Annotated in this window: 27 protein-coding genes and 2 pseudogenes; 14 read left to right on the top strand and 15 right to left on the bottom strand. The window is 57.6% G+C overall.

Going from position 1 to position 23,037, the window contains the following annotated elements:
- Positions 1 to 2: 2 nt before the first annotated feature.
- Positions 3 to 1,022: a type I-E CRISPR-associated protein Cas7/Cse4/CasC gene (cas7e, locus tag LOY36_RS10035; RefSeq protein ID WP_258673196.1), complete on the top strand. Its 1,020-nt coding sequence runs from the start codon at positions 3 to 5 to the stop codon at positions 1,020 to 1,022.
- Between the two features lie 3 nt (positions 1,023 to 1,025).
- A complete protein-coding gene (gene cas5e, locus LOY36_RS10030; RefSeq protein ID WP_258673183.1) occupies positions 1,026 to 1,733 on the top strand; it encodes a type I-E CRISPR-associated protein Cas5/CasD in 708 nt (235 codons plus the stop codon).
- A gap of 1,115 nt (positions 1,734 to 2,848) precedes the next feature.
- On the opposite strand, the pseudogene LOY36_RS10025 reads toward cas5e, so the two are convergent.
- The 9 genes and pseudogenes from LOY36_RS10025 to LOY36_RS09985 form a co-directional block, all read right to left on the bottom strand.
- Positions 2,849 to 3,061 (bottom strand): annotated as a pseudogene (locus tag LOY36_RS10025) (type II toxin-antitoxin system PemK/MazF family toxin); the annotation flags it as partial.
- Between the two features lie 114 nt (positions 3,062 to 3,175).
- Positions 3,176 to 3,349 carry a hypothetical protein gene (locus LOY36_RS10020; RefSeq protein WP_258673171.1) on the bottom strand — a complete coding sequence of 58 codons (174 nt, stop codon included), beginning with the start codon at positions 3,347 to 3,349 and terminating at the stop codon, positions 3,176 to 3,178.
- Between the two features lie 43 nt (positions 3,350 to 3,392).
- Entirely contained in the window at positions 3,393 to 3,584 is a 192-nt protein-coding gene (locus LOY36_RS10015) for a hypothetical protein (protein WP_258673170.1), read from the bottom strand.
- Between the two features lie 185 nt (positions 3,585 to 3,769).
- Positions 3,770 to 3,912 (bottom strand): annotated as a pseudogene (locus LOY36_RS10010) (DNA-binding protein); the annotation flags it as partial.
- A 122-nt stretch (positions 3,913 to 4,034) separates the two neighbouring features.
- Entirely contained in the window at positions 4,035 to 4,253 is a 219-nt protein-coding gene (locus tag LOY36_RS10005; protein ID WP_217857770.1) for a CopG family transcriptional regulator, read from the bottom strand.
- A gap of 38 nt (positions 4,254 to 4,291) precedes the next feature.
- Positions 4,292 to 4,534 (bottom strand): hypothetical protein, encoded by a 243-nt coding sequence (locus LOY36_RS10000; protein WP_258673167.1) that lies wholly within the window; start codon positions 4,532 to 4,534, stop codon positions 4,292 to 4,294.
- 142 nt (positions 4,535 to 4,676) lie between these two features.
- Positions 4,677 to 4,895 (bottom strand): ribbon-helix-helix protein, CopG family, encoded by a 219-nt coding sequence (locus LOY36_RS09995; protein WP_217857771.1) that lies wholly within the window; start codon positions 4,893 to 4,895, stop codon positions 4,677 to 4,679.
- A gap of 202 nt (positions 4,896 to 5,097) precedes the next feature.
- The gene (locus LOY36_RS09990) at positions 5,098 to 5,235 is read right to left on the bottom strand and encodes a hypothetical protein (protein ID WP_258673155.1); all 138 of its coding nucleotides are present in this window, start codon (positions 5,233 to 5,235) and stop codon (positions 5,098 to 5,100) included.
- Between the two features lie 203 nt (positions 5,236 to 5,438).
- Positions 5,439 to 6,035 carry a recombinase family protein gene (locus tag LOY36_RS09985; RefSeq protein ID WP_258673153.1) on the bottom strand — a complete coding sequence of 199 codons (597 nt, stop codon included), beginning with the start codon at positions 6,033 to 6,035 and terminating at the stop codon, positions 5,439 to 5,441.
- Between the two features lie 1,018 nt (positions 6,036 to 7,053).
- On the opposite strand from LOY36_RS09985, the gene LOY36_RS09980 reads away from it, so the two are divergent.
- From LOY36_RS09980 to LOY36_RS09960, 5 genes are all read left to right on the top strand, one after another.
- Positions 7,054 to 7,560 carry a hypothetical protein gene (locus LOY36_RS09980; RefSeq protein ID WP_258673151.1) on the top strand — a complete coding sequence of 169 codons (507 nt, stop codon included), beginning with the start codon at positions 7,054 to 7,056 and terminating at the stop codon, positions 7,558 to 7,560.
- A gap of 169 nt (positions 7,561 to 7,729) precedes the next feature.
- The gene (locus tag LOY36_RS09975; protein WP_258673149.1) at positions 7,730 to 8,026 is read left to right on the top strand and encodes a hypothetical protein; all 297 of its coding nucleotides are present in this window, start codon (positions 7,730 to 7,732) and stop codon (positions 8,024 to 8,026) included.
- A gap of 16 nt (positions 8,027 to 8,042) precedes the next feature.
- Positions 8,043 to 10,826 (top strand): hypothetical protein, encoded by a 2,784-nt coding sequence (locus tag LOY36_RS09970; RefSeq protein WP_258673146.1) that lies wholly within the window; start codon positions 8,043 to 8,045, stop codon positions 10,824 to 10,826.
- Positions 10,804 to 11,172 (top strand): hypothetical protein, encoded by a 369-nt coding sequence (locus LOY36_RS09965; RefSeq protein ID WP_258673144.1) that lies wholly within the window; start codon positions 10,804 to 10,806, stop codon positions 11,170 to 11,172. The genes LOY36_RS09970 and LOY36_RS09965 overlap by 23 nt, the downstream gene beginning before the upstream one ends.
- Positions 11,169 to 11,450 (top strand): pyocin activator PrtN family protein, encoded by a 282-nt coding sequence (locus LOY36_RS09960; protein ID WP_258673142.1) that lies wholly within the window; start codon positions 11,169 to 11,171, stop codon positions 11,448 to 11,450. Before LOY36_RS09965 ends, LOY36_RS09960 begins: the two co-directional genes overlap by 4 nt.
- On the opposite strand, the gene LOY36_RS09955 is transcribed toward LOY36_RS09960, so the two are convergent.
- A complete protein-coding gene (locus LOY36_RS09955) occupies positions 11,447 to 12,559 on the bottom strand; it encodes a tyrosine-type recombinase/integrase (protein WP_258673140.1) in 1,113 nt (370 codons plus the stop codon). The two genes, LOY36_RS09960 and LOY36_RS09955, sit on opposite strands and share 4 nt — an antisense overlap.
- Before the next feature lie 100 nt (positions 12,560 to 12,659).
- Between LOY36_RS09955 and dusA the strand changes: the two genes are divergently transcribed.
- Both dusA and tal read left to right on the top strand, forming a co-directional pair.
- Positions 12,660 to 13,670: a tRNA dihydrouridine(20/20a) synthase DusA gene (gene dusA / locus LOY36_RS09950; RefSeq protein WP_258673121.1), complete on the top strand. Its 1,011-nt coding sequence runs from the start codon at positions 12,660 to 12,662 to the stop codon at positions 13,668 to 13,670.
- A gap of 357 nt (positions 13,671 to 14,027) precedes the next feature.
- A complete protein-coding gene (gene tal / locus LOY36_RS09945) occupies positions 14,028 to 14,954 on the top strand; it encodes a transaldolase (RefSeq protein WP_019582092.1) in 927 nt (308 codons plus the stop codon).
- A gap of 113 nt (positions 14,955 to 15,067) precedes the next feature.
- On the opposite strand, the gene rssC is transcribed toward tal, so the two are convergent.
- Together rssC and rssB are read right to left on the bottom strand one after the other, a co-directional pair.
- The gene (gene rssC, locus LOY36_RS09940; RefSeq protein ID WP_007935262.1) at positions 15,068 to 15,550 is read right to left on the bottom strand and encodes an anti-sigma factor antagonist RssC; all 483 of its coding nucleotides are present in this window, start codon (positions 15,548 to 15,550) and stop codon (positions 15,068 to 15,070) included.
- The gene (gene rssB / locus LOY36_RS09935) at positions 15,550 to 16,731 is read right to left on the bottom strand and encodes a two-component system response regulator RssB (protein WP_258673119.1); all 1,182 of its coding nucleotides are present in this window, start codon (positions 16,729 to 16,731) and stop codon (positions 15,550 to 15,552) included. The genes rssC and rssB overlap by 1 nt, the downstream gene beginning before the upstream one ends.
- Before the next feature lie 276 nt (positions 16,732 to 17,007).
- Here rssB and LOY36_RS09930 point away from each other — a divergent pair, with 276 nt between their 5' ends.
- Positions 17,008 to 17,307 (top strand): PilZ domain-containing protein, encoded by a 300-nt coding sequence (locus LOY36_RS09930; RefSeq protein ID WP_258673114.1) that lies wholly within the window; start codon positions 17,008 to 17,010, stop codon positions 17,305 to 17,307.
- A 72-nt stretch (positions 17,308 to 17,379) separates the two neighbouring features.
- On the opposite strand, the gene LOY36_RS09925 is transcribed toward LOY36_RS09930, so the two are convergent.
- Positions 17,380 to 18,069 carry a VacJ family lipoprotein gene (locus LOY36_RS09925; RefSeq protein ID WP_019649407.1) on the bottom strand — a complete coding sequence of 230 codons (690 nt, stop codon included), beginning with the start codon at positions 18,067 to 18,069 and terminating at the stop codon, positions 17,380 to 17,382.
- Positions 18,070 to 18,269: 200 nt separating this feature from the next.
- On the opposite strand from LOY36_RS09925, the gene LOY36_RS09920 reads away from it, so the two are divergent.
- The gene (locus LOY36_RS09920) at positions 18,270 to 18,890 is read left to right on the top strand and encodes a hypothetical protein (protein ID WP_019649408.1); all 621 of its coding nucleotides are present in this window, start codon (positions 18,270 to 18,272) and stop codon (positions 18,888 to 18,890) included.
- 109 nt (positions 18,891 to 18,999) lie between these two features.
- The gene (locus tag LOY36_RS09915) at positions 19,000 to 19,263 is read left to right on the top strand and encodes a DUF4404 family protein (RefSeq protein WP_019649409.1); all 264 of its coding nucleotides are present in this window, start codon (positions 19,000 to 19,002) and stop codon (positions 19,261 to 19,263) included.
- Positions 19,264 to 19,417: 154 nt separating this feature from the next.
- Here the strand turns inward: LOY36_RS09915 and queF are convergent, their stop codons facing one another.
- A complete protein-coding gene (gene queF / locus LOY36_RS09910) occupies positions 19,418 to 20,248 on the bottom strand; it encodes an NADPH-dependent 7-cyano-7-deazaguanine reductase QueF (RefSeq protein ID WP_019649410.1) in 831 nt (276 codons plus the stop codon).
- A 61-nt stretch (positions 20,249 to 20,309) separates the two neighbouring features.
- Entirely contained in the window at positions 20,310 to 20,846 is a 537-nt protein-coding gene (locus tag LOY36_RS09905) for a plastocyanin/azurin family copper-binding protein (protein WP_007935275.1), read from the bottom strand.
- Between the two features lie 154 nt (positions 20,847 to 21,000).
- Here LOY36_RS09905 and LOY36_RS09900 point away from each other — a divergent pair, with 154 nt between their 5' ends.
- Positions 21,001 to 21,681: a heavy metal response regulator transcription factor gene (locus tag LOY36_RS09900; protein ID WP_258673111.1), complete on the top strand. Its 681-nt coding sequence runs from the start codon at positions 21,001 to 21,003 to the stop codon at positions 21,679 to 21,681.
- Positions 21,681 to 23,027 (top strand): heavy metal sensor histidine kinase, encoded by a 1,347-nt coding sequence (locus tag LOY36_RS09895; RefSeq protein ID WP_258673109.1) that lies wholly within the window; start codon positions 21,681 to 21,683, stop codon positions 23,025 to 23,027. Before LOY36_RS09900 ends, LOY36_RS09895 begins: the two co-directional genes overlap by 1 nt.
- Positions 23,028 to 23,037 lie beyond the last annotated feature (10 nt).

Genomic DNA, 23,037 nt, shown 5'->3' with positions numbered 1-23,037 from the left:
CAATGAAGAACAAGCGCATCGAGTTCCACATCCTGCAATCCTTCCCAGTCTCCTGCTTGAACCGGGATGATGTCGGTTCGCCCAAAACAGCCATCGTCGGTGGCACCCGCCGCGCCCGCGTCAGCTCTCAGTGCTGGAAGCATTCTGTACGCCTCGGCCTGCATAACGAAGGGATTACCCTCGGCCACCGTACCAAGCAAGTTGCGCAGTTCCTCACAGCGGCCTGCAGTGCGGCAGGCGCTAACGAGGAACAGGCCGTCGCCTGCGGCACAGCCATGGCGAACATTCTGGCCGACAACACGCTGTTCTTTATCGGCAATCATGAGGCCGAGACGTTTGCCCAGCTCGCCAAGGATAATGACTTTGACCCGGTCACCGTCAGTAAAAAGGCGATGACCAAGGCTTCGAAAGCTGTCTTGAACAAGAACCTCGATGCCCTGGATATCGCGCTATTCGGCCGGATGGTCGCCAAGTGCAAAGAGCTGCAGGTGGAAGCGGCTTGCAGCTTCTCGCATGCTATCTCGACACACTGGGCCCCGACCGAGTACGACGCCTTCACTGCAATGGATGACAACCCAGTTAAAGAAGGCGCAGCTCACCTAGACGTCCTTGAGTTCAACTCGGCCACCTACTACCGCTACGTCTCCCTCGACGTGGCTTCACTGCTGAACAGCCTTGGCAGCGGCGACGTGGTCTTGGCGGTAAAAGCCTTCACCTACTCCCTCTTCGACCAGGTACCGCGTGCACGCCAAACCACCATGGCCGCCGCCTGTAGTTGGGACTACGCGCGAGTGCTGGTGCGTACCGGTCAGCCGCTGCAGCTGTCATTCGATGAGCCGGTGAAATCCACTGGTGAGGGTTTTCTGAAGCCGAGCATCAAGGCCCTGGACCAGCAACTGCAGCGCAAGGAGAAATTGGCCGGCAGCCGCTTCGGGAAAATCATGGACCTGGCATTCGGCGTTGACGAGGACTATTCGATTGACCGTCTTGTCGAAGATCTCGTTGCCACCATAGAGGCTTGAACCGTGACCAATCGTTATTTGCTGATGTGGCTCGAGGCGCCGCTGCAATCATGGGGGTATGACTCCAAGTTCGCCCGGCGGGATAGCCTCGATTTCCCAACCAAGTCAGGGGTTCTCGGCTTGCTGTGCTGCGCCATTGGTGCCGGAGGCCCGCAAGAGCAATGGCTCGCTCATTGGTCAAATTTGGATATGCAGGTCGATGCCTATATGCGCACCGATTGGCAGGGCAATCCCCTGTCCCGGCTACCACTGCTGCGTGACTTCCAGATGGTGGGCAGCAGTTACGGTGACCCGCCCTGGGAAAAGTTAATGGTTCCCAAGATGTCTGATGGTGGTTCGCCGAATGGCTCTGGGGTAAAAGTCACTCACCGTTACTACGTACAGGACATGGCCTTTGCCGTCGCCCTTGAGGTGCCGGCAGCGCTCGAGGCAGATCTGGTCGAGGGTCTGGACAGTCCCGTGTGGCCGCTCTACCTGGGCAGGAAATGCTGTGTGCCGAGTGAGTTGATCAACCAGGGCGTGTACGTGACTGCATCTGAGGCCATGCGTGCTGGTGCCGCAATCGCCGCGGACAAGAAACGAGCCCTCTCCTTCAGCGTTGTCCAGGCCGAAGCTGAAGGTGAGCTTCTTACCCTCAACGATGTGCCGCTCGCCTTCGGGGAGCACAAGCACTACCAGGTCAGGCAGGTGACTGTGCTGAAAACCAGCTAAACCCTGCGAGTGGATGAACCACAACATGCTGGGGTATTGAAGCTGAAACCGTCTAAATGTTGGTGTCTCCCCACAGTTGTGGGGGTGTTTCCGCAATCAAAGCGATGATTAACAACCTGGAGGAGTCTTCTCCACACGTGTGGAGGTGTTTCTAAATTTCAGATCGGCACTGCCGAACTGCGGGTATCTTCCCCACGCGTGTGGGGGTGCGTCCATCCTCGACAAGTCGACCGAGGGCGACCGGCAGTTATCCCCACTGCGTGGGGAGTGTTTTCGAAAAGACGCTGGATCTCTACACCCACATGCGGGACTCCCCGCGAACGTGGGTTATTTCTGGTTCCCCGAGCTCCTGTTGCCAGAGCCGATTGGTGTGTCCTGAATCGGCGAACCTGCGATGGATTCGCCACCACCTCAAGCACTTAGCGGCGCATTACCTTAGCCCAGGCCGCTATGGCGGCTAGTGCGCGGAAACGAGGCAACAAAACCTGGGTATCGACTACGCGACTGGATACCTAGTTTTGAAGTATTACGCTTTCGTACTGAGTATTTATCGGATACCCAACTGATTATTTGCTTGCTATCTATTCGTTTGTTTAAACGAGTAGCTAGAATAGCGCTGATAGCAATACCTTTTCTCAAATTCGATATCGGCAAAAACCCCTCAAGACATTGATTGTATTAGAAATTATTAAAACAGCCGCAAACAGACCCGCGAAGAATTTGCCTTATAAACAAGTCACCAAGTCAACCACGAAGACTTAGCGACTTAATTTTTTAGGGTTTTCGATACGAGTTATTCTCACTTAGAATTCTTTCGCTTTTTTAGCCTTCCTTTCTCATATAAATAAATAATAATTAAATATTAATATATATAAGAAAGGTAGCTAAAAGTAGCGGGCAAGGCTCTGCCCTGCGGGAGCAGCTGAGTCCTTCCTGTCGGTTCCTTTCAGGCAGCCGTAAACCGTCGGCCAGCTTTTCAGCGGCAGCAGTTCGTTCGTACTTCAGTCCTGCGGCTAGGGTTTCCTCGCGTTTATAGTTCACTTCAAGGACTAGGAGCGTCTGGGGGTCGCTCCTTTTCAGGTGGAGCTACCTTGTCGGGTGGGTGCAGGGGTGGATTAAGGAGGACCAATCAACGCCGCAACCACGCGCTGGATTTGCTCCAGTTCTGCGGCGGTTAATTGGCCTTTGTACTGTACCTTGCGCGCTACCCAGTCGACTCTTTTGACTTTATCGGCCAGCACCGCGCTGGGCTTGGCCCCGGCAATCGGCACCTTGAACGGATAGCCCTTGATCTGGGTCGTCATGGGCGCACAGATCATCATGCCGCTCGCCCGGTTGTACCCGCCGGAGTCAGCACCACCGCAAGGCGGTGGCCGGCTTGCTCATGTCCAGCCAGCAGGCTGAACCACACCACGTCGCCCGCGTTGGGCACATAGACGCTTTTAGCTATTACCAGACCTCCTTGCCAACCGGTGGCCCCAGTCAACCGCTTCGTGGCGGTTCTCCGGGGTCACCTTGGCCAACAGCCTGGCCAGGTCCAAGGACTCGCGCACCGGTTCGATGATCATCCGGTTGCCTTCAACCCGCACGTCGACCTCCAGGTCAAGCTCGAACACGGTGCCACCGAGCACGGACGCCGGCAGACGTAGGGCCGGTCACCTACACGGTGAGACCAGCCTCGGTGATGAACAGGCCAATGGCGAAGGCAAGCGGATACCAGAAGGTCTCGCGGGTGAACTGCCGCGCTTCGACGTTCGGCGTTCGGGTCGCGGGACCGACAAGCTTCATGGTCTCGACCCGCAGCCGGGCAATGTCAGCGTGGATTTTTTCGAGTTCGGCTTGGGTCAACATGCGGTTCTCCTTCTGGCCCCCATGCTTCAAGTTCGCGGCCTACCGACGGAGCTTCCAGCCATGCGGTCTCTTCTGCCGACCTCGGCACCTTCCAGTCGCAGCGGGCCAGCAGCTCGTCCAAGGTGTAGTGGGGTTTCTGCTTCGTGCGCTTCATCGGGGTTGTCTCCTTCTCAGGCAGGTCCGGCTCACACATGCAGGCGGATGGTCATGTCGATGCCCACGGTGCGCATCACCGCCAGATGGTCTTCAGGGTGGGGTTGCCCTTCTCGCTGAAGGAGCGGTACAGCTGTTCGCGGGCCAGTTCGGTCATGCCTTTCGCGCGGGCGACGAACACCCCGAAGCAGATCAGTCCCAGCAGCATCTGCCGGGCAAAGCGTAGCCGCTCGCCTTCATTGAGTGACACTCCCGCCCCGCGAACACCGTGGCCAGGCATATAGTCGGGCTTGTCCATCAGAGACCCACCACGCGGCCCATGGCCTCCAGCGTGTGGTCGTCGCGTTTGCGGACGATGCCCAGCGAGAAGCCGGGCTTGCGCGCCTCACTGTCGGCGATGACCAGCAGGGCGAAGGCCTTGCGCATCGCTTCGGCCTTGGTGATGCCGCGACGGCGAGAAATGTCGTTGAGGGCCTGGTCGATCTCGTCGGACAGGTCGAGGGTCATGCGCGGCATGGGACTCTCCAGATAGGTGGAGGCGTAGTTACGCCGGTTTAGTGGAGCAGCCTGTAAATCACGGTCATGATCACGGCGATGACACAGTAGAGCCCAGTCACCACGGCCATCGGATACCAGAAGGTTTCACGGGTGAACTTGCAGGCCTCGACTGTCGGTTTCGGGACCTCGGCACTGACCTTGCGCGACTCTTCATTGCGCTGGATTGTCTGGTCGATCAACTGGCTGATCGCGGCATGGATCTTGTCCAGTTCGGCTTGTCTCAAACCGTGGGTGGCCATGGTGTTGGCTCCTCCTTCTCAGAAGGGGTTAAGAACGGCCAAACCTCCTTGCCAACTGGCGGACCCCAGTCGACCGGCGCATGTCGATTCTCTGGGGTGATGGCCGCGATCAGGGCGTCCAGATCAATCTCCGGCGTGTCCATCAGATCCCTACCACGCGGCCAACCGCTTCGAGGGTGTGATCGTCGCGTTCACGAACAATGCCCAGGGAGAAGCCGGGCTTCTTCTTCTCGGCGTAGGCCACCGCCAGCAGGGCGAACGCCCGGCGCATGGCTTCGGCCTTGGTGATGCCGCTTTGCTTGGCGATGTCGGTCAGCGCGCCGTCGATCTCGTCCGACAGGTCGAGGGTAAAACGTGGCATGGCGGATGCTCTAGTCGAGGGAATTGAGTGGAAATTTTACTGCATATTGCAGCTACTGCCGCTACTCCGTCCGACCACTGGCCTGGTGCACGCCCGTCGACCTGCGGCTGTTTGGCACCCTTGCGGCAGTTGTGGTGCAGGCGCGTGGTTTCGGCTGGCCAGACCTTGGCGTAGGTAGACCTCGCCCAACGGGTCGCCGAGATCAAAGCTGGTGGTGCCATTCGTGGTCGAAGTCGCCGACGTAGAGCCGGGCGAAGACCATCAGTTCGTCCAGCACGGCGCGGCCCAGCAGCCCGCTGGCGATCGCTGGGCGCCGACCGTGTTGGTTCCAGTTCGGCACAAAGGCTCAACGCGCCTCTGCGCTGTGTGTGTGTGTGTGTGCGCTCCCCCCGGTTCTTTCAGGTTGTACAGCGGCGGCTGTAGGTGGCTTCGACAGTCAGGGGCAGGACGCCGTAGGCGGCGAAGCAGGACCAGTCACGGAGCATAAGACATCCAATAGCTGTGGGATGCTTGGGCATGGCAGAAAAAACCGAATTCCCCCCTTCATAGTTCAGAAGTGAGCGGGACAGCTGACCGAGTCACGGCATCGGTACGGTAAAGGGCCAGTTCGCGGTAAACCGTGGCCTGCCCGACGCCAAGCTGCTTGGCAATCTCGACCTTAGTCACGCCCTCCCCCGCCAGGCGCAGTATGGCCGCGCGTTTTTCCTCGTGGATTGGCTTACGTCCCTTGTATTTGCCGGCCTTCCGCGCTTTGTCGATCCCCTCGCGCTGCCGCTCCAGCATCATTTCCCGCTCAAACTGGGCAATCCCTCCCAACACGGTCAGGATTAACTTGCCGGTGGGCGTGCTGGTGTCCAGCCCCAGATTGAGAATCTTGACCTCAACCTTTTTCAGTTCCAATCGGTACAGTGTCTGCAGCAGGTCGGTGATCGAGCGAGCCAGCCGGTCGAGCTTAGTGACCACAAAGGTATCCCCCACACGGGCAAACTCAATGGCCGCTTCAAGCTGGACGCGCTGGGCCACGGACGATACCTGTTCTTTAAATATTTTTTCACAGCCACATCGTTCTAATTCGCGCAACTGGGCTTCAAAACCAGCTTCTTGTTCGATGGTTGAAGTACGTGCATAGCCTATATCCATAGGTTTTCTCCCACATATGTTTAAGACTCTGTGATAGCCCACCTCCCAAATAAATTAACCCACTTATATGAGAGGTTTAGGTAGGGCTTCGCCTGCTATCACAAGGGCCGGCTCTATTTGGAGATTGCATATTTTTTGTCACACTGGTGAGCTTTCACCAATGCTTAGACGATCAGCTCGCCCAGGCTGGCCATCGCGGTCGTTTTCGCCAGTGACCGCGCCTCGATGGACGCAACACACGAATGGGTCGTATCTGCCGCTATCCGAACGCGATGCTGTTAATTTTTTCGGACGAACTAATTAATGCAGTCCTTTCTTAACCAGTCCATATTGCTGTCTTAGGCACGAATGAAAGCGTTCCCCCGGTGTGGCGTTTGCCATTTCTCCAAGGGGCACCGTCCTCTCGACATGACTGGCACATCACATAAAAAGCCAACCATACAAACATGTAAGCACAGCCAATAACAACGCAACATATATACTTCGACACGAACTAGATTATTTAGCAATACCTGAAAATATTAACCAATACATAAAATATAAAAGCATTTAACACACCAACAGACACCCCACCCACGACTTTTTGCTATTGTTTTTTTCTCAACCATCCAGTACAGACCTCCTAACTATTTTTAACCAATCCTAAATCCCAACTGTACTCAGTACAAGTTTTTAACCCCACCAACGGTACTCAGCACAAGTTTCTTACCCCCGACAGTACTCAGTACAAATTTCAAAGAAAAAATCACACAAAATGAAAAAAAACAGACCAATCAGCGGCAACACTAAAAGCACGCGCGGCCCCAACAAAAAAAAGATACAATATCCTATAAAATCAATCAGTTATTATAAATACACTTAACTTCCTATCCTGTGCCGCACTAGGTATCAGCACGTCGACGAGTGATATTTTTAGCCAGTAATTGCCTACCCCTACGCAACCGCTGCGGGATCCTTGTCTATTCTTAAGTGTGTAAACCGATGGACCAATCAAATAAGAAATTTTGGGGACTTCAGAATGAAAAGCAAAAACGAAGTCACTGCCAAACCGAACTGGAACGCTGACGGTATTGCGTTTTCAGTATTCGAGCCTGGTAGTCTCAGCTATGAGCATCTGATCCAAGAGCGCGTAACGCGTGCCTTCCACCACCAACCAGCGACCCTTATCTACGACGCATTGGCTTTAAGTTACAACCAGATCAAGAAGGGCGAGCTGATGCTGTTGGAGTTGCCGAACCGGCCGACCATCAGCAACCTGCGCAAGACCCTCGAGGGGCGCGGGCTGGAAGAGCAAGATTATCGCTTGTTCAAATCAAACTGCGACGAACACGGCCAGCTCGCCCCGAAAGACAGTCGGCCACTGGTTTTGCACCGCCTCAGTGAAAAAGTTATGAGGACGGTGCAGCCGTATATGACCATCGCGGCGAAGATGGCCGAAGAAGCCAAACAACGAGGCACCTCGCACAACCTCGTGCAAGATGAAAACCAAAAAAAAACCACAGGTAGTGGAGAACGTTTCATCTGAACATCAGAACCAGATTGATTCATTAAACAACAAGGATTGATTACGAAATGACCACCCCCTGAGAGGGCGGCATTCAAGTTAACACCCGGTTTATCCGGACCTTTTTCCTCCAATTTTGTATTAAAACGGGAACCCCTGGTTTTCGGGGGGTGCGATCAAGGTAACTATCGTGACCAAACACAATCGTCCCCGCACCGCCGGGGAAAGCATGACCGCGGATGATCGAATGGCGTACATCCGCAACCTCGCCAAATCCGACCACCTGTCACACGAGGATCTCGCGCTACTCACGGGCTATTCGCGGCACAGCGTTTCCGGTTGGTTCACCGACTGCGACTCACGTCGCCATCGGGACGTTCCGGCCAGAGCGATCGACCTCCTGCGGTTGAGGCGCGTCGCGGCGGATGCCAACGGTACCACGTCGACAGGGGGGCAACGGCATGTATCACTATTTTCAACGATCTGAGCACGACGCCTGGTTTGTGCTTCCCTTCAAAACTGGCGAAGACCCGGTCGCGCTGGCCAAGGCGCAGGGTGCGAAGAAGCTGACGATCCTCGCCGTCAATCAAATAATCAGCGACGGCACCGACGCCGAGATACCGCGCAACCGCGACAAGATCGGTTACCGGGGCCCACTGTACTTCGACATCGACTGCAAGGATGATCTCAGCCAAGCCATTCGCAGCGGCCAGGAACTGGTCGGTAAGTTGATGCGCATGGGCGTACCGAAAGGCGCCATCAAGGTCTACCTGTCGGGCAGCAAGGGCCTGCACATCTTGGTCGACGAATTGCTGTTCACGAGCAGCCGTTTCACCCTGCGCTTGCCGGAAATCTACAAGGAAATGGCGCGAGACTTATTCGTTATCGGCCTCGATTACTCGGTGTACAGCAGCGGTCGGGGCAACAGTTTTCGCATCGTCAACCTTCAGCGGCATGACGGCAACTACCGGGTGCCGGTGACCCCGAACGAACTGACCGAGCTGACCGTCGACCGCTATCGCGAGTGGGTCAAGGCGCCGCGCGTGGTGGAAGTCGACGACCCGCAGGGGCTGGTGGTGCACGAGCTGAAGGCGCTGTTCGAAGAGGCTAAGAAGCGCGTCAAGGCCAAACCGAAGCTGATGATCATCGCTTCCTCCGCGGACATGGAAGCCATCCGCGAGCCGATACCGGCGTGCGTCCAAATGCTGTGCGACAGCGAATCGCTGAAGGCGGACGCCTCATACAACCAGATCGCGACCCAACTAGCCACCTACATCGTGCGCGCCGGGGTGTCGCAGACCGTGGCTGAGAGCCTGGCTTCGCGCCTGGCCAGCAGCGCCAAGAGCAGCACGTACAGCACGCCGAAGTTGCGCCGCGATCACATCGAAGCGCAGATCCGCTACGTCGAACACACCCCGACCTTCGGTTTTGGCTGCAACGCGATCCGTGCCCTGCTGAGCAAGCGCCCGTGTGAGGGCTGCGCGATCGAGCATGGGGCGAACAAGGACGGCAACCCGGACGCCGACCTGAGCGCGGTGGCCGAGGCGGACGGCTACTACATCCGCGCCGGCGACAGCAAGCGGCGCATCAGCAACTTCACCCTCCAGCCGCTCGACATGTTCATCGACGTGCCGCAGGACAACACCAGCCCACGTCGGATCGGCACCCGTATGAATGTGCTGAAGGGCGGCGAGACGGTGGGCAGGATCATTTTCAAGGAGTCAGCCTTTGCCAGTCGCTCGGCGTTCCTGAAGGAGTTCGAAGGCATCACCGACCTGGTGTTTCAGGGCACCGACCTCGACATTCAGAAAATCAAAATTGTTGTGTTTCGGGAGGACCAGGACATGGGCGAGATTTTTCAGGTCTACACCGCCGGGGTCCACCTGGACTTCGTCGACAACAGCCCGATATTCACTTACGTGGAACCGGACATGTCCGTGAACTCGGTCAAGGTGCGTGACACCCACCAGTTTCTCGGCAACCTGCTGGCCCGCCCGTACTTTGCGCACACCACCATGGCCGAGTGTGGCGATGAAAAGGTCGACCAGACCCTAGCTCACCTACTCAAGATCAATCAGAAACACGAGATCGGCCTGATGATTGGCTGGTGCATCGCGGCGCACTTCAAGTCCCACTTCATGCACCTGTACAGCCAGTTTCCGATCCTCGCGCTGTGGGGCAGTGCCGGCGCCGGCAAATCGAAGACCGCTGGTTTGATCACCTGGCTCAACGGTACTGACTACATGCAGAGAGACTCTGGAATCAGTGCTCCATCAACCTCGCACTATGGCTTGCTCGAGTACCTAACCAGCACCACGACCATTCCCCGGATCATCGAAGAGCTCAACAAATCGAAGATGACCAGCAAGACCTACAAGGACGTGGTCGAGAGGATCAAACAGGCGTGGAACGGCGAGGCGACGTTGAAGGGTCGACTGGGCCGGGGCAACATGGGACGCACCAACGCTGAGGCCATTTCCATCCCGCTATCGTCGCCGCTGATCGTGATCTCTGAACAAGAGATCGAGGTGCCTGCGATTCAGGAGCGGAGCATTCGCGTACACCTGACTAAAATCAAACGGGCGCACTGCCGGGATCACTTCCGGTTGGCCACGGCGGGCCGCGATCACTTGCGCAGCTTCGGTAAGGCAATCATGGCCAGCGCCTTGACCACACCGCCCGAGGAGATCGAGGCACTGATGGAGAAGGTTTCCGAACTGCTGCCGCCGGAAATGGACGACCGCCCGCGCTTTTCCTTACAGGTGGTCATCGTCGGCTTGTGGAAGTTGAAGGAAGTGTGTGAGCAGCTGCGTTTATTCCAGTCACTGAACGCGCTCGACCTAGTGATCAAGGTGATGATTGACCACTGCGCCAATTCCGGCGACGGTTATGTGCAGAGCGAGATCGACCTGGTGATGCAGAAGATCGCGGTCATCGTGGCCATTTCGCGCAGCGCCGAGGAAGCCACCAAGGGCAACGTCTACCTGACCGAGGGCCTGCACTACTCGATAACGCCCGAGTATCTGGTCCTCGACCCGGTACTGGCCCACGCCAGTTACACCCGCTATTGCAACATCGATGAACGCAGCACGCCGGTAATCAATAGCGGCACGCAGTTCATCAAGTTGATCACCGAAGAGCCCTATTTCGTGAAGAACGAGCCGTATTCCGGTATGGGTGGCGGTCGTCCGATGTTGTTCCTGTCGCTGAAAATGCTGCAGGAAAAGAACATCGACATCAGCCTGCTCGGCTGGGGAGGTACAAATGCAAACGCCAACTTTAGCTGAATACTTCCAGCGCGCCCGCATTGATCGTTATCCGGCATTGACTCCGTTCGTGCAGTTGGACAAGAAACCGTTCAAGTCCAAAGTGCGAAAGCCAAGCCTCTGCACGCATAACCAGTGGTACAAACTGCGCCCTGAGCCGAGCATATGGAAATCAATACCGGCGGTAGAGGCCGCCCCGCATTATATCTGCACGAGCAACCTTAAGCTGCTTCGCGTCACCAGCAAAAACTGGAACGACGCTAGCAGTGAGGGCGGCGGCGCCCCCCATCTCAAACTGATGCAGCGGGTCTTTGCTCTTTACCACGAACTGGCCATGGCCAGGAAGTCGATAACAGGTGCGGTATGAATACGGCCTTCCTGCTAATGGCGCAGTACAACGGCCAGGCAATCATCCCGCTTGAGCGCGTCTGCGCTGACTACTTCAGCCATCTGACACCGGAGAAAATGAAGCTCAAGGTCGCCGCAGGCCAGATAGACCTAACGCTCGTGCCAATGGAGAGCAGCCAGAAATCCGCGCGAGGCGTCCACCTGTCTGACCTGGCTGATTATCTCGACGCTCAGCGCACCAAGGCCAAGGCCGAGCACGAAAAACTAATGGGCCGAGGCATACACCGAGCGTCCTAACCTGACATGGCCCCAATCACGGGGCCAGTTACAATTTTCTCCAACCACGGCCAATCCTTGTATGGGTCGCCATTCCCACGCAGGTGCGTATAGCGTCGCATCGAGTTCCAATCTCGGTGGCCCGACACACTGGCCACTTTCGGAATATCCCACCCCATTTCAAACAGTCGGCTCACGCCATCGTGGCGCAGGTCGTGAAAATGTAAGTCCTCAATTTCGAGGAAATGACAAGCCCGGGTAAATGACGCCGATATGGATTTGGCATTGTACGGAAACACCTCGTCGGCGACTTTCGGCATGGACTTCAATATCCTCCAGGCCTCGTCCGGAACATAGCACCAAACGTCGTTGCCATATTTCTGCCCGGGATTCTTCATGTCGGTGATCAGCACCGATTGGCGAGCCTCGTCCATCGCGTCCCAGCGAATACGGGTGATTTCTTCCTGTCGGCGCGTGGAGAACAGTGCGAAAGCAGTCACCCTAACCATGTCGATCTCTTGCTTACGACGTGCGCGCATATCGACAAAGTAGGTCAGGATACTTTCGAGTTCTTCCAGAGTGGGTCTGCGGCCTCGCTCCTTACTCCTGGACACGGCGCCCATTTTGCGTAACACGCGGCGTGCATCCGGCATAGCCATGGGATCGATATCAAATCCCCAGGCCGGTCGGGCAATAGATAGCACCGCGCCAAAGTGTGCTAGGTCGTTGCCAACGGTCTGCGGTTGAATGCCGTCGCTCTGCATCCGGTCGTTGGCATACTCAACCAGTTTCTGGCTGGTGATGTCCTTATCTTCAAGCTTACCCAGCCAGGTTTCGCTGATAGCCTTGAGGGTGGCGCGCTTGGTTTTGCCCAGTGGCCGGAGTTTTTCATACTCCTCGAGATAGCGCTCGATCATTTCCTTGACCGTCACGCCCTTACGGTTGGCCTTGGCAATCGCACCAGGTTCGGCCATCTCAGTCTCGCGCCGCTTGATCCAGGCCTGAGCCGTGGTCTTACGGTCGAACGTCTGGCTTTCCTGATAAACTGTTACACCCTTTTGCATGATGCGGATCTGTGCGGTGTACGCTGCAGAGCCATTCTTGCGCTTGCGAACGGTGATCGATCCCATGATTTTGCTACACGACAGGTTAGAGTTGCTACATTGTAGCAACGACCTTGCTAAAACAAGCAAAAACAGTGGCAAATAGTAGTGAATGAGAAGTAGCTAAATGCAGACGAAACCCGCAGAAAACCTAGCCCATCCAGCATATTCAGTATCTAGGAGGTTTTCTGTTGCGCCCATGATGGATTGGACCGACCGCCACTGCCGTTTCTTCCTGCGCCTGCTCTCCAAGCACGCCCTGCTCTACACCGAAATGGTCACCACCGGCGCCCTCCTCAACGGCGACCACGACCGTTTCCTGCGTCACAACGAAGCCGAGCACCCGCTCGCCCTGCAGCTCGGCGGCAGTGTTCCGCTGGACCTGGCCGCCTGCGCCCGCATGGCCCAGGACCACGGTTACGACGAGGTAAACCTGAATGTCGGCTGCCCGAGTGATCGGGTGCAGAACAATATGATCGGGGCGTGCCTGATGGGGCATCCGCAGTTGGTGGCCGATTGTGTGAAGGCGATGCGTGATGCGGTGTCGATCCCGGTGACGGTGAAGCATCGGATCGGGATTAATGGTCGGGACAGTTACGAGGAGCTGTGTGATTTCGTTGGCACGGTTCGGGATGCCGGGTGCACGAGTTTTACCGTGCATGCGCGGATTGCGATTCTGGAGGGGTTGTCGCCGAAGGAGAACCGCGACATTCCGCCTCTGCGTTATGACGTGGCGGCGCGGTTGAAGGCGGATTTTCCGGAGCTGGAGATTATTCTCAACGGCGGGATCAAGACGCTCGAGGCCTGTCACGAGCATTTGCAGACGTTCGACGGTGTGATGCTGGGCCGTGAGGCGTATCACAATCCTTATGTGATGGCTGAGGTGGATCAGCAGCTGTTTGGCAGCACGGCGCCGGTGATCACTCGGGCCGAGGCGCTGGCGCAGTTGCGGCCTTATATTGCCGAGCATCTGCTGGCGGGTGGCGCGATGCATCACATCACTCGGCATGTACTGGGGCTGGGCACCGGGTTTCCGGGGGCGCGCAAGTTTCGGCAGTTGTTGTCGGTGGATATTCACAAGGCTAAAGAGCCGTTGGCGTTGCTGGATCAGGCGGCAGAGTTGTTGGAGGGACGTTAATCCCTCATCACTCACTTGCAGGTTTCGCGCGCCGGTGTCCGCGCTCTGCCTCGTTAGAAAATGGCCGCTTTGAAATGGCGGCCGTCACTTGTTCGGCCCGAGCGCTCAAAGGTCTAATTCGCAAGCTGGTCAAATCGGTAAGTATTGAGGACATGACCCAGGCCTGCTCAGCACGCTAACCGTCACCTCCATTGAACCTGCCTTCCATTTCAGCATCGTATTTACCGAGACCACGCCCCGCCTTTCAAACATCCGTTTTCAGGATGTTGCCACTGGGGCCTTCGATACGCACATGCACCCTTGAGTGGCTGTCAGCGCTCGGGTAATGTCATTAGACCCATAGGACAGAGCACGCCCATGACTTCCAAGCTGGAACAACTCAAACAAATGACCACCGTGGTTGCCGATACCGGCGACTTCGAAGCAATCGCTCGCGTTAAACCCGTGGACGCCACCACCAACCCTTCCCTGCTGCTCAAAGCAGCGGCCATTCCCGGTTATGCCGAGTTGCTGAACGCTTGCGTCAGCGACTGCAAGGGCGATGTGGGCTTGGCCAGTGACCGTTTTGGTGTCGCGGTGGGGCAAGAGATTCTGAAGGTGATTCCTGGCCGTATTTCCACTGAAGTGGATGCGCGCCTGTCGTTCGACACTGACGCCGTATTGAAGCGTGCGCACCGTCTGATCGACTTGTACGAAAAGGCCGGCGTTGGCCGTGACCGTGTGCTGATCAAGATCGCTTCGACCTGGGAAGGCATCCGCGCTGCCGAGAAGTTGGAAAAGGAAGGCATTCAGACCAACCTGACCTTGCTGTTCTCTTTCGCTCAGGCGGCGGCATGTGCTGACGCCGGGGTTTTCCTGATTTCGCCGTTCGTGGGCCGTATCTACGACTGGTACAAGAAGGCCACCGGCAACGACTACACCGGCGCGGATGATCCGGGCGTGCAGTCGGTGACGCGCATCTACAACTACTACAAGGCCAATGACTACAAAACCGTAGTGATGGGTGCCAGCTTCCGTAATCTGAATCAGATCGAGCAGTTGGCCGGTTGTGATCGGTTGACCATCAGCCCTGATCTGCTGGAGAAACTGGCGGCGGATACCGGCAAGCTGGAGCGCAAATTGGTGCCGGGGCATGCGGGTGAAGCGCGTCTGAGCTTGAATGAAGCGCAGTTCCGTTGGTTGTCCAACGAGGATGCGATGGCGACCGAGAAGCTGGCTGAGGGCATTCGTCAGTTTGCTCGGGACCAGGAGAAGCTTGAGGCGTTGTTGCAGGCCAAGCTGTGATTTGAGTTAGCTGGATGCAAAAAGGGCGAACCATGGGTTCGCCCTTTTTTTGCGTTGAATTTGGGTAGTGGGCTTTGTGCTGGAAGATGTGGCGGGGCCTCAGCTTCAGGGAATCAATGACGCTCCAGCGCATTCACCAGGTCGTGAAACGCCTCACGGTTGGAGTCGTTCAGGCCCATGAGGATTTTGTGTGCTTCGAGGACTTTGATCCGCACCACTTCTTCGGACTGGTCCTGGTCTGGCAGGTCGGTCAGGCATTCAGGGCATGGGATCGGGCGGTCAACGATGTTGAACACTTGCTCGAAGCCCATGGACTGCAGCAGACGGGTGATGTCTTCGTGGGTGGTGACAACAGTCGGCAACAGGCCGACTTTTTGCCGCGACAGGATCGACAGCTTGGCCAGCAGGCCCAGGGTGGTGCTGTCGATGCTGCGGGTTTCGGTCAGGTCGATCACGATGGCGTTGAAGTTCAACGCAGTGAAGATCCGCTCAATAGTCGCATCCAACGCCGAACACAGGGTCAGGCGAACTTCACCGACGAACTTCAGGACGAAGGTGCCGTCCTGCTCGGCGAACTGGATTCTACCGGTACTCATTAAAGATTCCTGCTCAACACCAACAGGGCGATATCATCCGGCATCTCCCCTAGCGTGGCCAATCCAAAAACCTGGCGCAGACCATCCAGGCTGCCGCCCGCCGCTTTCACCCGTTGAGGCAAAGCAGCTTCTTTATCTTTGAGTGTGGGTTCTGGCAAAAGGTCCAGAATGCCATCAGACATCAGCGTCAGGCTGAATACCGGCGGCAGCTCCAGTACGTGGTCTTCGTAGGTGGCTTCATTGAAGAGGCCCACCGGCAGACCACGCCCATCCAGGTAACGAACACTGTCTGGCGTGTACAACACGGGCAACGGCAGATGACCGCCGATGCTATAGGTCAACAAACCTGTCTCCTCGTCGATGACTCCACCGACCATTGTGACGTGTTTACCCAGCTTACAACTGATCAGGCCCCGGTTGATATGACCAAGGACTTCTGAAGGCTTGAATTCCGGCAATGTGCCGTTGCGCTTGGATTCGAACAGCAAGCGCGTGGTCATGAACTTCAGCAGCACGGTAACGAAGGCTGAAGAGGCGCCATGACCGGAAACGTCGGCCAGGTAGAAGGCTACCCGACGCTCGTCGACCCGAAAGTAGTCGACGAAATCGCCCGACAGGTACAGCGACGGGATGATCTGGTGCGCAAACTGAAACTCGTCGATGGTCCAGGGGCTGACCGGCAGCATGTTCATCTGCACCTGGCGACCAGCGTTCTGGTCCTCCTGGAGCAAGTTCAGGCTGGCTTCCAGCTCGCGGTTGGCCTTTTCCAGCTTCTCGCGGTAGCGCTGGTTTTCCAGCAGCAGGCGCGCACGATCCAGGGCACGACGCACGGAGTGCTCGAGCACGGCGAGATCTTCGAGAGGCTTGATCAGGTAGTCCGCTGCGCCCAGGCGCAGGGCCTCGACGGCGTCGTTCATCACACCGGCGCCCGAAACCACGATTACCGGGGTTTGCGGCGACAGTTCGGTGACCTGGCGAATGAGTTCGAGTCCGCCCATCTGCGGCATGCGCAGATCGCAGATGACCAAGTCGGGCTTGTCTTGCTCGAATACCTGTAGACCCTGCTGGCCGTTACTGGCCTGCAGGACACTGAAACCACTGTCTTCCAAGTAGGCCGCGAGGCTCGCACGCACTACTTCGTCATCATCGATTATCAGCAGCGTGGCACTGGTTTTTGGCATGTGGGCAAACGGCGCCAGAATTAGGTTGGCGTAGCAGGCTGGGCATTTGGCCCTGCACACACTACTGGATTCGCTTTCTAGCCTCTCTGCTGCACCGTTTTCGAGCGTTTGCCCTACTCACTGTTCCACCAGAGGTGCCCTTCTAAGGCGCAGACGGTACTCCCATCCGCGAGGCGTTTCAAGCTCACGCCGATGGTCGCTTGACGTCTTTACTTGTCAAATCACCGAGAGTTATAAGAACAGGCAAAACCGTAACCCAAAGGAAGGATCGAGCCCATGAGCCAAACCGATCGGGACTACAGCGAAAAGCGCGATTTCATCCGCATGCGGGTTGATGCCGATGTGTCGCTGATTCATGAAGGCGACGAGGTGCAAGCCGTCTGCATCGACCTTTCCAGCAGTGGCATGCAGCTGGAGGCGCCCCGCTCATTCAAGGTCGGTGACCGGCTCAGCGTACGGATCGATTCCGATCACGCAGCCCTCAGAGGCCTTGAGGCCGACACCGAAGTGGTGTGGGTGAAAGCACAGGACGATGGCGGCCAGAAACTCGGGCTTACAATCCGGAAGATGAAATAGCCCTGACTTAACCCGCAAGCCAAACGAAAGAAGGCGGCCAAATGGCCGCCTTCTTCGTTTTACCGGTCGAGATTAAAAATCGTCTTCGACCTTACCGTCCTTGACTTTGAATTCGCGGTTTTGCAGGTATGCATTGCGAATAAAGGTGTATTTGTCGCCAGTGATCAGTTTCTCGGCCGACAACAGGCTGGCGCGAGTGTCGACGATGTTCAGGCCGTAAATCGAGTTACGCACCGGTATATCGTTGATGTAAGGGTACGGACCGGTATAGCCGTCGACGTACTTGGAAGGCGCATCACGCAAGGTGCTTGGGCCCAGCAGCGGCAGCATCACGTACGGGCCGCTGCCCACGCCCCAATAACCGAGGGTCTGGCCGAAGTCTTCGTCGTTGCGGTGCAGGCCCATTTTGGTGCCCACGTCAAAGAAGCCCAGCAGGCCGAAGGTGGTGTTGAAGATCAAACGCGCGGTGTCGACGCCAGCCGCGGCGGGCTTGGCCTGCAACACGTCGTTGGCGAGGTTGGTCACATCGCCGACGTTGCGGAACATGTTGTGGATGCCGTCTTCCAGGAACTGCGGTGTGACGAACTGGTAGCCCTGAGCCAACGGCTTCAGTGCGTAGGTGTCGACAAAGTCGTTGAATTTGTAGATCGGGCGGTTGATGCTTTCCCAAGGGTCTTCTTCCGTGGCAGCCTGGGCCGCGAACGGAACCAGCAACACGCTGGCACACATACAAAGCTGAGCGAGTCGATTGCTCCAGCGCATAAGAAACTCCTTGGATTGTACTGACGCGGGCGCTTGGCCCAGGCGCAAAGACCGCTAGTATATGACGGAAAACCCGGTTTAGGCAGCATCGTGCACGATGGTCTACGAACGACGCCCTCCTGACGGCGAGCGATTCACATCCGTGTCACTCGATTGTCATCGTCCATGAATAGCCTTGTCGCTATTTCAGGGACGTTTCCATGCCGCACGCCGAAGTCTTGCCCCTTGCCGCACCAAATCTGACCGCCGTGCTGTTCGGCCTCAGTGGTTGCCTGGTGGATTTCGGCGCGCGCACGCGTCAGCACGGTACCGTTTCTGCCGAGCACGCCGAGGTCACGCCCGGTGCCCTGGAGAGCCTGTCCAGCTTGCAGCGACAACGGATTCCCTGCGCCTGGATTGATGAACTCCCCCCTGCCCTCAGCCATTCCCTGGCCGTCGCACTTCCGGCCTGGATCAAATCTTTGCAACACTCTGAAACAATCAATCCATGGCCGGCCCCGAATGCCTGCTGGCAAGCCTTGATGGCGCTGAATGTCGAGCGCCTGGACGGTTGCGTGCTGGTCAGCGGCGAGCCGCGACTGCTGCAATCGGGCCTGAACGCCGGGCTGTGGACCATCGGCCTGGCGTCGTGCGGCTCGCTATGCGGGCTCGCGCCGAACGAATGGCAAGCCTTGAGCCAGAAGGAACGGGAACACTTGCGCGGCAAGGCGACGGTGCAGTTGTTCGGCCTGGGCGTGCATTCGGTGATCGATCATCTGGGCGAACTCGACACCTGCCTGGCCGATATCAGCCTGCGTCGGCTCAAAGGCGAAAAGCCCTGACTGAGATCATGCAGGTTGCCCGGGAGTGGATTAATCTAAAGGTCAGCCATAGACCTTTGGCACGCCGCTGCGGTCTATGCCAGTGCCTATCGATAAAAGGAAGAACGCCATGCCCGCCCGCGAACTGCAAGAACAGCTCAATAAACTGCGCGAGCAATTGGAACAGAATCCGCCACTGACCGAAGCCGAGCGCGAAGACCTGCACGCGCTGATGCAACAGATCCAGCTGGAGCTTGAGCTGGAAACCAAAACCCAGGACACCAACCTCGCCGACAATGTGAACCTGGCCGTCGAGCGCTTCGAACTCGAACATCCCACGCTGGCCGGCACCCTGCGCAACATTGTGCAGGCCTTGGGCAACATGGGGATCTGAACCCTTCAGATGCAAAAAAGCCCCGCTATTGATAGCGGGGCTTTTTGATTTCCAGAAGCAAAAGCAAAAAGATCGCAGCCTTCGGCAGCTCCTACAGGGTGTACGTCGTCCCAATGTAGGAGCTGCCGAAGGCTGCGATCTTTTGATCTTTAACCTACTGACGGACCAGCCGATGGTTCGGCAGTTGCACCTCTTCGGTGCTGCGATACGGGTTGATGTCCAATCCACCACGACGCACATACCGCGCGTACACCGTCAATTTCTCCGGCTTCAGCAACCGCTGCAGGTCGAGGAAAATCCGCTCTACGCACTGTTCATGGAAGTCCGAGTGCTGGCGGAAGCTCACGATGTATTCCAGCAAACTCGCGTGATCCAGCGCCGCGCCACGATACTCCACCACCACGCTGCCCCAGTCAGGCTGACTGGTGACCGGGCAGTTGGATTTGAGCAAATGGCTGTGCACGCACTCTTCAACGATGCGCGACTCATCGCAACGCAGCAGTTCCGGACGCGGGTGCTCATAGTTGCTGACACTGATGTCCAGGTCATCGATGCACACGCCCGGCAACGCCACGACGCCTTCCGCCTCTACCTCTTTCAGGCTGCGAACCCGCACGCCCACCGATTTGCCGGCAGCGGCCGAGAGGTCTTTCACCAGCGTCGCTTCAAGGCTGGCGGTGTCGGCAAATGGCGTCTGGTTCAGCGAGTTGAGGTACAGCTTGAACGACTTCGACTCGATGATGTTCGGCGAATCCGCCGGAATGCTGAATTCGCCGATCGCCACCACAGGCTTGCCAGACGGCAACAGCCACGACAGCTCGAAGCAGTTCCAGAAATCCACGCCCTTGTACGGCAGGGTTTGCGCGGTCAGGCCCAGCTCGGCCCATTTCGCGGTGCGCGGGATCGGGAACAGCAAGGACGGCGTGTAGGTGGCGATGTATTCGCTGGATTTGCCCAGCGGCGAATGTTCGGCTGCGGGATGCATGGCGGAAACCTGACTGAAGAATCAGCGGATTCTACCAGCCTTTGCTCCCGCCTTTGAGTGCTTACTGACTGACTGTCAGTTTGCCGACCATGCCGGCCTGGTAATGGCCGGGGATGTTGCAGGCAAATTCCAGGTTAGTGGCCTTGGTGAAGGTCCAGGTCAGCTCGGCGGTTTTACCCGGTTCCACCAACACACTGTTGGGGTCGTCATGCTTCATGCCGTGATCCATGGCGCCATGATCCATTCCGGCCATGGAACCGTGGTCCATGGCCTTCATGCCTGTAGGCATCAGCATGCCGCTTTGCTGCATCTGGAGCATTTCCTGCTGATGCCTGGCATGCATCTGTGCATCGCCGAGGTTGAATTCATGCAACAACTGGCCTTTATTCACCAGTACGAGACGCACGGTTTCCCCGGCCTTGATATCGATGGTCTTGGGGCTGAAGGTCATATCGCCCATTACCACTTCGACGCTGCGGGTAGCCTGGGCGGCCGAGGCCGGCTGACCGAAATCGTAGGTCTGCGCCGGTGAGGCTTCCAGCCCTAAACTCAGAGTCAGCAAACAAGCGGCCAGTACCAGACGCTTTTGCAAAAACATAGTCGCACTCCAATAAGATGAGGTTCAGCTTGTGGGAAACTCTACTCCGCCGGCTCTGCCAGCCACCTGACAGGCAGATTACAACTTTGTCAGGTTGGCCTGTTTCCTCGCCGCCCACGGTATAACGCACCTGTTCAAACTGCCCGAGTCGCCCATGAAACTGCTGATCGTCGAAGACCAACCGAAAACCGGCCATTACCTGCGCCAGGGCCTGACCGAGGCTGGCTTCAACACCGAACTGGTGGCCGATGGCAGCACTGGCCAGCAACTGGCCTTGAGCGGCGATTACGCCTTGTTGATTCTCGATGTGATGCTGCCTGGACGCGATGGCTGGCAGATTCTGCAAGCGGTGCGCAGTGCAGGCCTGGACACGCCGGTACTGTTTCTGACCGCGCGGGACGCGGTGGAGGATAGAGTCCACGGCCTGGAACTGGGCGCCGACGACTACCTGGTCAAACCTTTCGCCTTCTCCGAACTGCTGGCCCGGGTTCGCAGTCTGCTGCGTCGCGGCAGCGCCACGCCCCAGGAAACCAGCCTGCAACTGGCCGATTTGCGCCTGGACCTGATCCGTCGCCGGGTCGAGCGTAACGGTCAGCGCATCGACCTGACCGCCAAGGAATTCGCCCTGCTGGAAATGCTCCTGCGGCGCCAGGGCGAAGTTCTGCCCAAGTCGCTGATCGCGTCCCAGGTGTGGGACATGAATTTCGACAGCGACACCAACGTCATCGAAGTGGCGATCCGCCGTTTGCGCCTGAAGATAGACGACGATTTCCCGAACAAGTTGATTCACACCGTGCGCGGCATGGGTTACGTCCTTGAAGAGCGCCCCGCCTGATGCGCCGGCTTTCATTAAGCAACCGCCTGGCACTGCTGTTTGCCGCCTGTACTGCGGTGGTGTCGTTGTTCGCCGGGGTGCTGTTCAGCCGCGCCAGCGAGGCGCACTTTGTCGAGTTGGACCAGCAGCTGCTGGATGACAAACTGATTGGTTTACGTCGGGCGCTGGATGACATTCAGGCCGGCGACGCCGAGGCCAGGCTGGCCGATGAATTGAGCCGACAGGCCGATCTTTCGCTGCGCATCATTAGCAGTGACGGCCAACGCATGTACGACAGCTCGCCCAGCGTGCCCAAAGAATTACCGCGCAAGCATGGCCTGTCGACAGTGAGCGATGACGGCACCGATTACCGCGTCCTGAATGCGCCGCTGTTCCTCGACAAACCCGACTCACCGCAACTGACCTTGTTGCTGGACATCACCCATCACCAACACTTTCTGCAGCGCATGCAGCACCTGATCTGGCTGACGGTCGGCCTCTCGGCCCTGGCCACCGCCCTGCTCGGTGCCTGGGCGGCGCGCAGTGGTTTGCGTCCGTTGCTGCGCATGAGTGCGGTCGCCAGCGGCGTGTCGGCGCAATCGCTCAACGCCCGCCTGCCGGAAGCAGGCATGCCGCCGGAACTCGCGGAAATGGCCCACAGCTTCAACGCCATGCTCGGACGCCTCGATGACTCTTTTCAGCGGCTCTCGGCCTTTTCCGCCGACATCGCCCATGAACTGCGCACACCGCTGTCGAACCTGCTGACCCACACCCAAGTCACCCTCACCCGCCCTCGCCCCCTTGAGGATTACCGCGAGGCGCTGCACAGCAACCTCGAAGAACTGCAATGGATGGCGCAACTGGTCAACGACATGTTGTACCTGGCCAAGGCTGACCACGGTTTGCTGATGCCCAAGCGCGAACCGCTGGACCTGGCGGAAGAAGCGGATGTGCTGCTGGAGTTTTTCGCGCCGCTGGCCGAGGACGCCCGGGTGAAGCTGAGTCGTGACGGCCGCGCGAGCCTGCAGGGCGATCGCAGCATGCTGCGCAGGGCATTGTCCAACTTGCTGGACAATGCGTTGCGGTTTACCCCGGCCGGTGGTGAGGTGCGGGTAAAGATTGTCGAGCAACCGGCAGGCTTGAGCCTGACTGTTGAAAACAGTGGGGACGGGATTTCAGAAGACTTGTTGCCGCGGTTGTTTGACCGTTTCTACCGGGCAGACCCCGCGCGCCGTGAAGGCAGCAGTGAGCATGCGGGATTGGGGCTGGCGATCACCCAGTCGATCATCCGCGCCCATGGCGGGCAGATTCGTTGCGAATCGGCTCAGGGATGGACGCGGTTTGTGATTGAGTTACCGCAAACCTGATCATTCCCAC

It is taken from the genome of Pseudomonas sp. B21-019 (assembly GCF_024749225.1).
In the GTDB taxonomy this organism is placed as follows: domain Bacteria; phylum Pseudomonadota; class Gammaproteobacteria; order Pseudomonadales; family Pseudomonadaceae; genus Aquipseudomonas.
The sequence above is the reverse complement of the archived record's forward strand: the minus strand, read 5'-3'. Positions and strand labels throughout refer to the sequence as shown.

Bases quoted from the DNA above. Each gene is read 5' to 3' on its own strand.
- cas7e (WP_258673196.1), top strand. From the start codon at position 3: ATGAAGAACAAGCGCATCGAGTTCCACATCCTGCAATCCTTCCCAGTC.
- LOY36_RS10015 (WP_258673170.1), bottom strand. From the start codon at position 3,584: ATGTTGACCCAAGCCGAACTCGAAAAAATCCACGCTGACATTGCCCGG.
- LOY36_RS10005 (WP_217857770.1), bottom strand. From the start codon at position 4,253: ATGCCGCGCATGACCCTCGACCTGTCCGACGAGATCGACCAGGCCCTC.
- LOY36_RS10000 (WP_258673167.1), bottom strand. From the start codon at position 4,534: ATGGCCACCCACGGTTTGAGACAAGCCGAACTGGACAAGATCCATGCC.
- LOY36_RS09995 (WP_217857771.1), bottom strand. From the start codon at position 4,895: ATGCCACGTTTTACCCTCGACCTGTCGGACGAGATCGACGGCGCGCTG.
- LOY36_RS09985 (WP_258673153.1), bottom strand. From the start codon at position 6,035: ATGGATATAGGCTATGCACGTACTTCAACCATCGAACAAGAAGCTGGT.
- LOY36_RS09980 (WP_258673151.1), top strand. From the start codon at position 7,054: ATGAAAAGCAAAAACGAAGTCACTGCCAAACCGAACTGGAACGCTGAC.
- LOY36_RS09965 (WP_258673144.1), top strand. From the start codon at position 10,804: ATGCAAACGCCAACTTTAGCTGAATACTTCCAGCGCGCCCGCATTGAT.
- LOY36_RS09960 (WP_258673142.1), top strand. From the start codon at position 11,169: ATGAATACGGCCTTCCTGCTAATGGCGCAGTACAACGGCCAGGCAATC.
- LOY36_RS09955 (WP_258673140.1), bottom strand. From the start codon at position 12,559: ATGGGATCGATCACCGTTCGCAAGCGCAAGAATGGCTCTGCAGCGTAC.
- dusA (WP_258673121.1), top strand. From the start codon at position 12,660: ATGCAGACGAAACCCGCAGAAAACCTAGCCCATCCAGCATATTCAGTA.
- tal (WP_019582092.1), top strand. From the start codon at position 14,028: ATGACTTCCAAGCTGGAACAACTCAAACAAATGACCACCGTGGTTGCC.
- rssC (WP_007935262.1), bottom strand. From the start codon at position 15,550: ATGAGTACCGGTAGAATCCAGTTCGCCGAGCAGGACGGCACCTTCGTC.
- rssB (WP_258673119.1), bottom strand. From the start codon at position 16,731: ATGCCAAAAACCAGTGCCACGCTGCTGATAATCGATGATGACGAAGTA.
- LOY36_RS09930 (WP_258673114.1), top strand. From the start codon at position 17,008: ATGAGCCAAACCGATCGGGACTACAGCGAAAAGCGCGATTTCATCCGC.
- LOY36_RS09925 (WP_019649407.1), bottom strand. From the start codon at position 18,069: ATGCGCTGGAGCAATCGACTCGCTCAGCTTTGTATGTGTGCCAGCGTG.
- LOY36_RS09920 (WP_019649408.1), top strand. From the start codon at position 18,270: ATGCCGCACGCCGAAGTCTTGCCCCTTGCCGCACCAAATCTGACCGCC.
- LOY36_RS09915 (WP_019649409.1), top strand. From the start codon at position 19,000: ATGCCCGCCCGCGAACTGCAAGAACAGCTCAATAAACTGCGCGAGCAA.
- queF (WP_019649410.1), bottom strand. From the start codon at position 20,248: ATGCATCCCGCAGCCGAACATTCGCCGCTGGGCAAATCCAGCGAATAC.
- LOY36_RS09905 (WP_007935275.1), bottom strand. From the start codon at position 20,846: ATGTTTTTGCAAAAGCGTCTGGTACTGGCCGCTTGTTTGCTGACTCTG.
- LOY36_RS09900 (WP_258673111.1), top strand. From the start codon at position 21,001: ATGAAACTGCTGATCGTCGAAGACCAACCGAAAACCGGCCATTACCTG.
- LOY36_RS09895 (WP_258673109.1), top strand. From the start codon at position 21,681: ATGCGCCGGCTTTCATTAAGCAACCGCCTGGCACTGCTGTTTGCCGCC.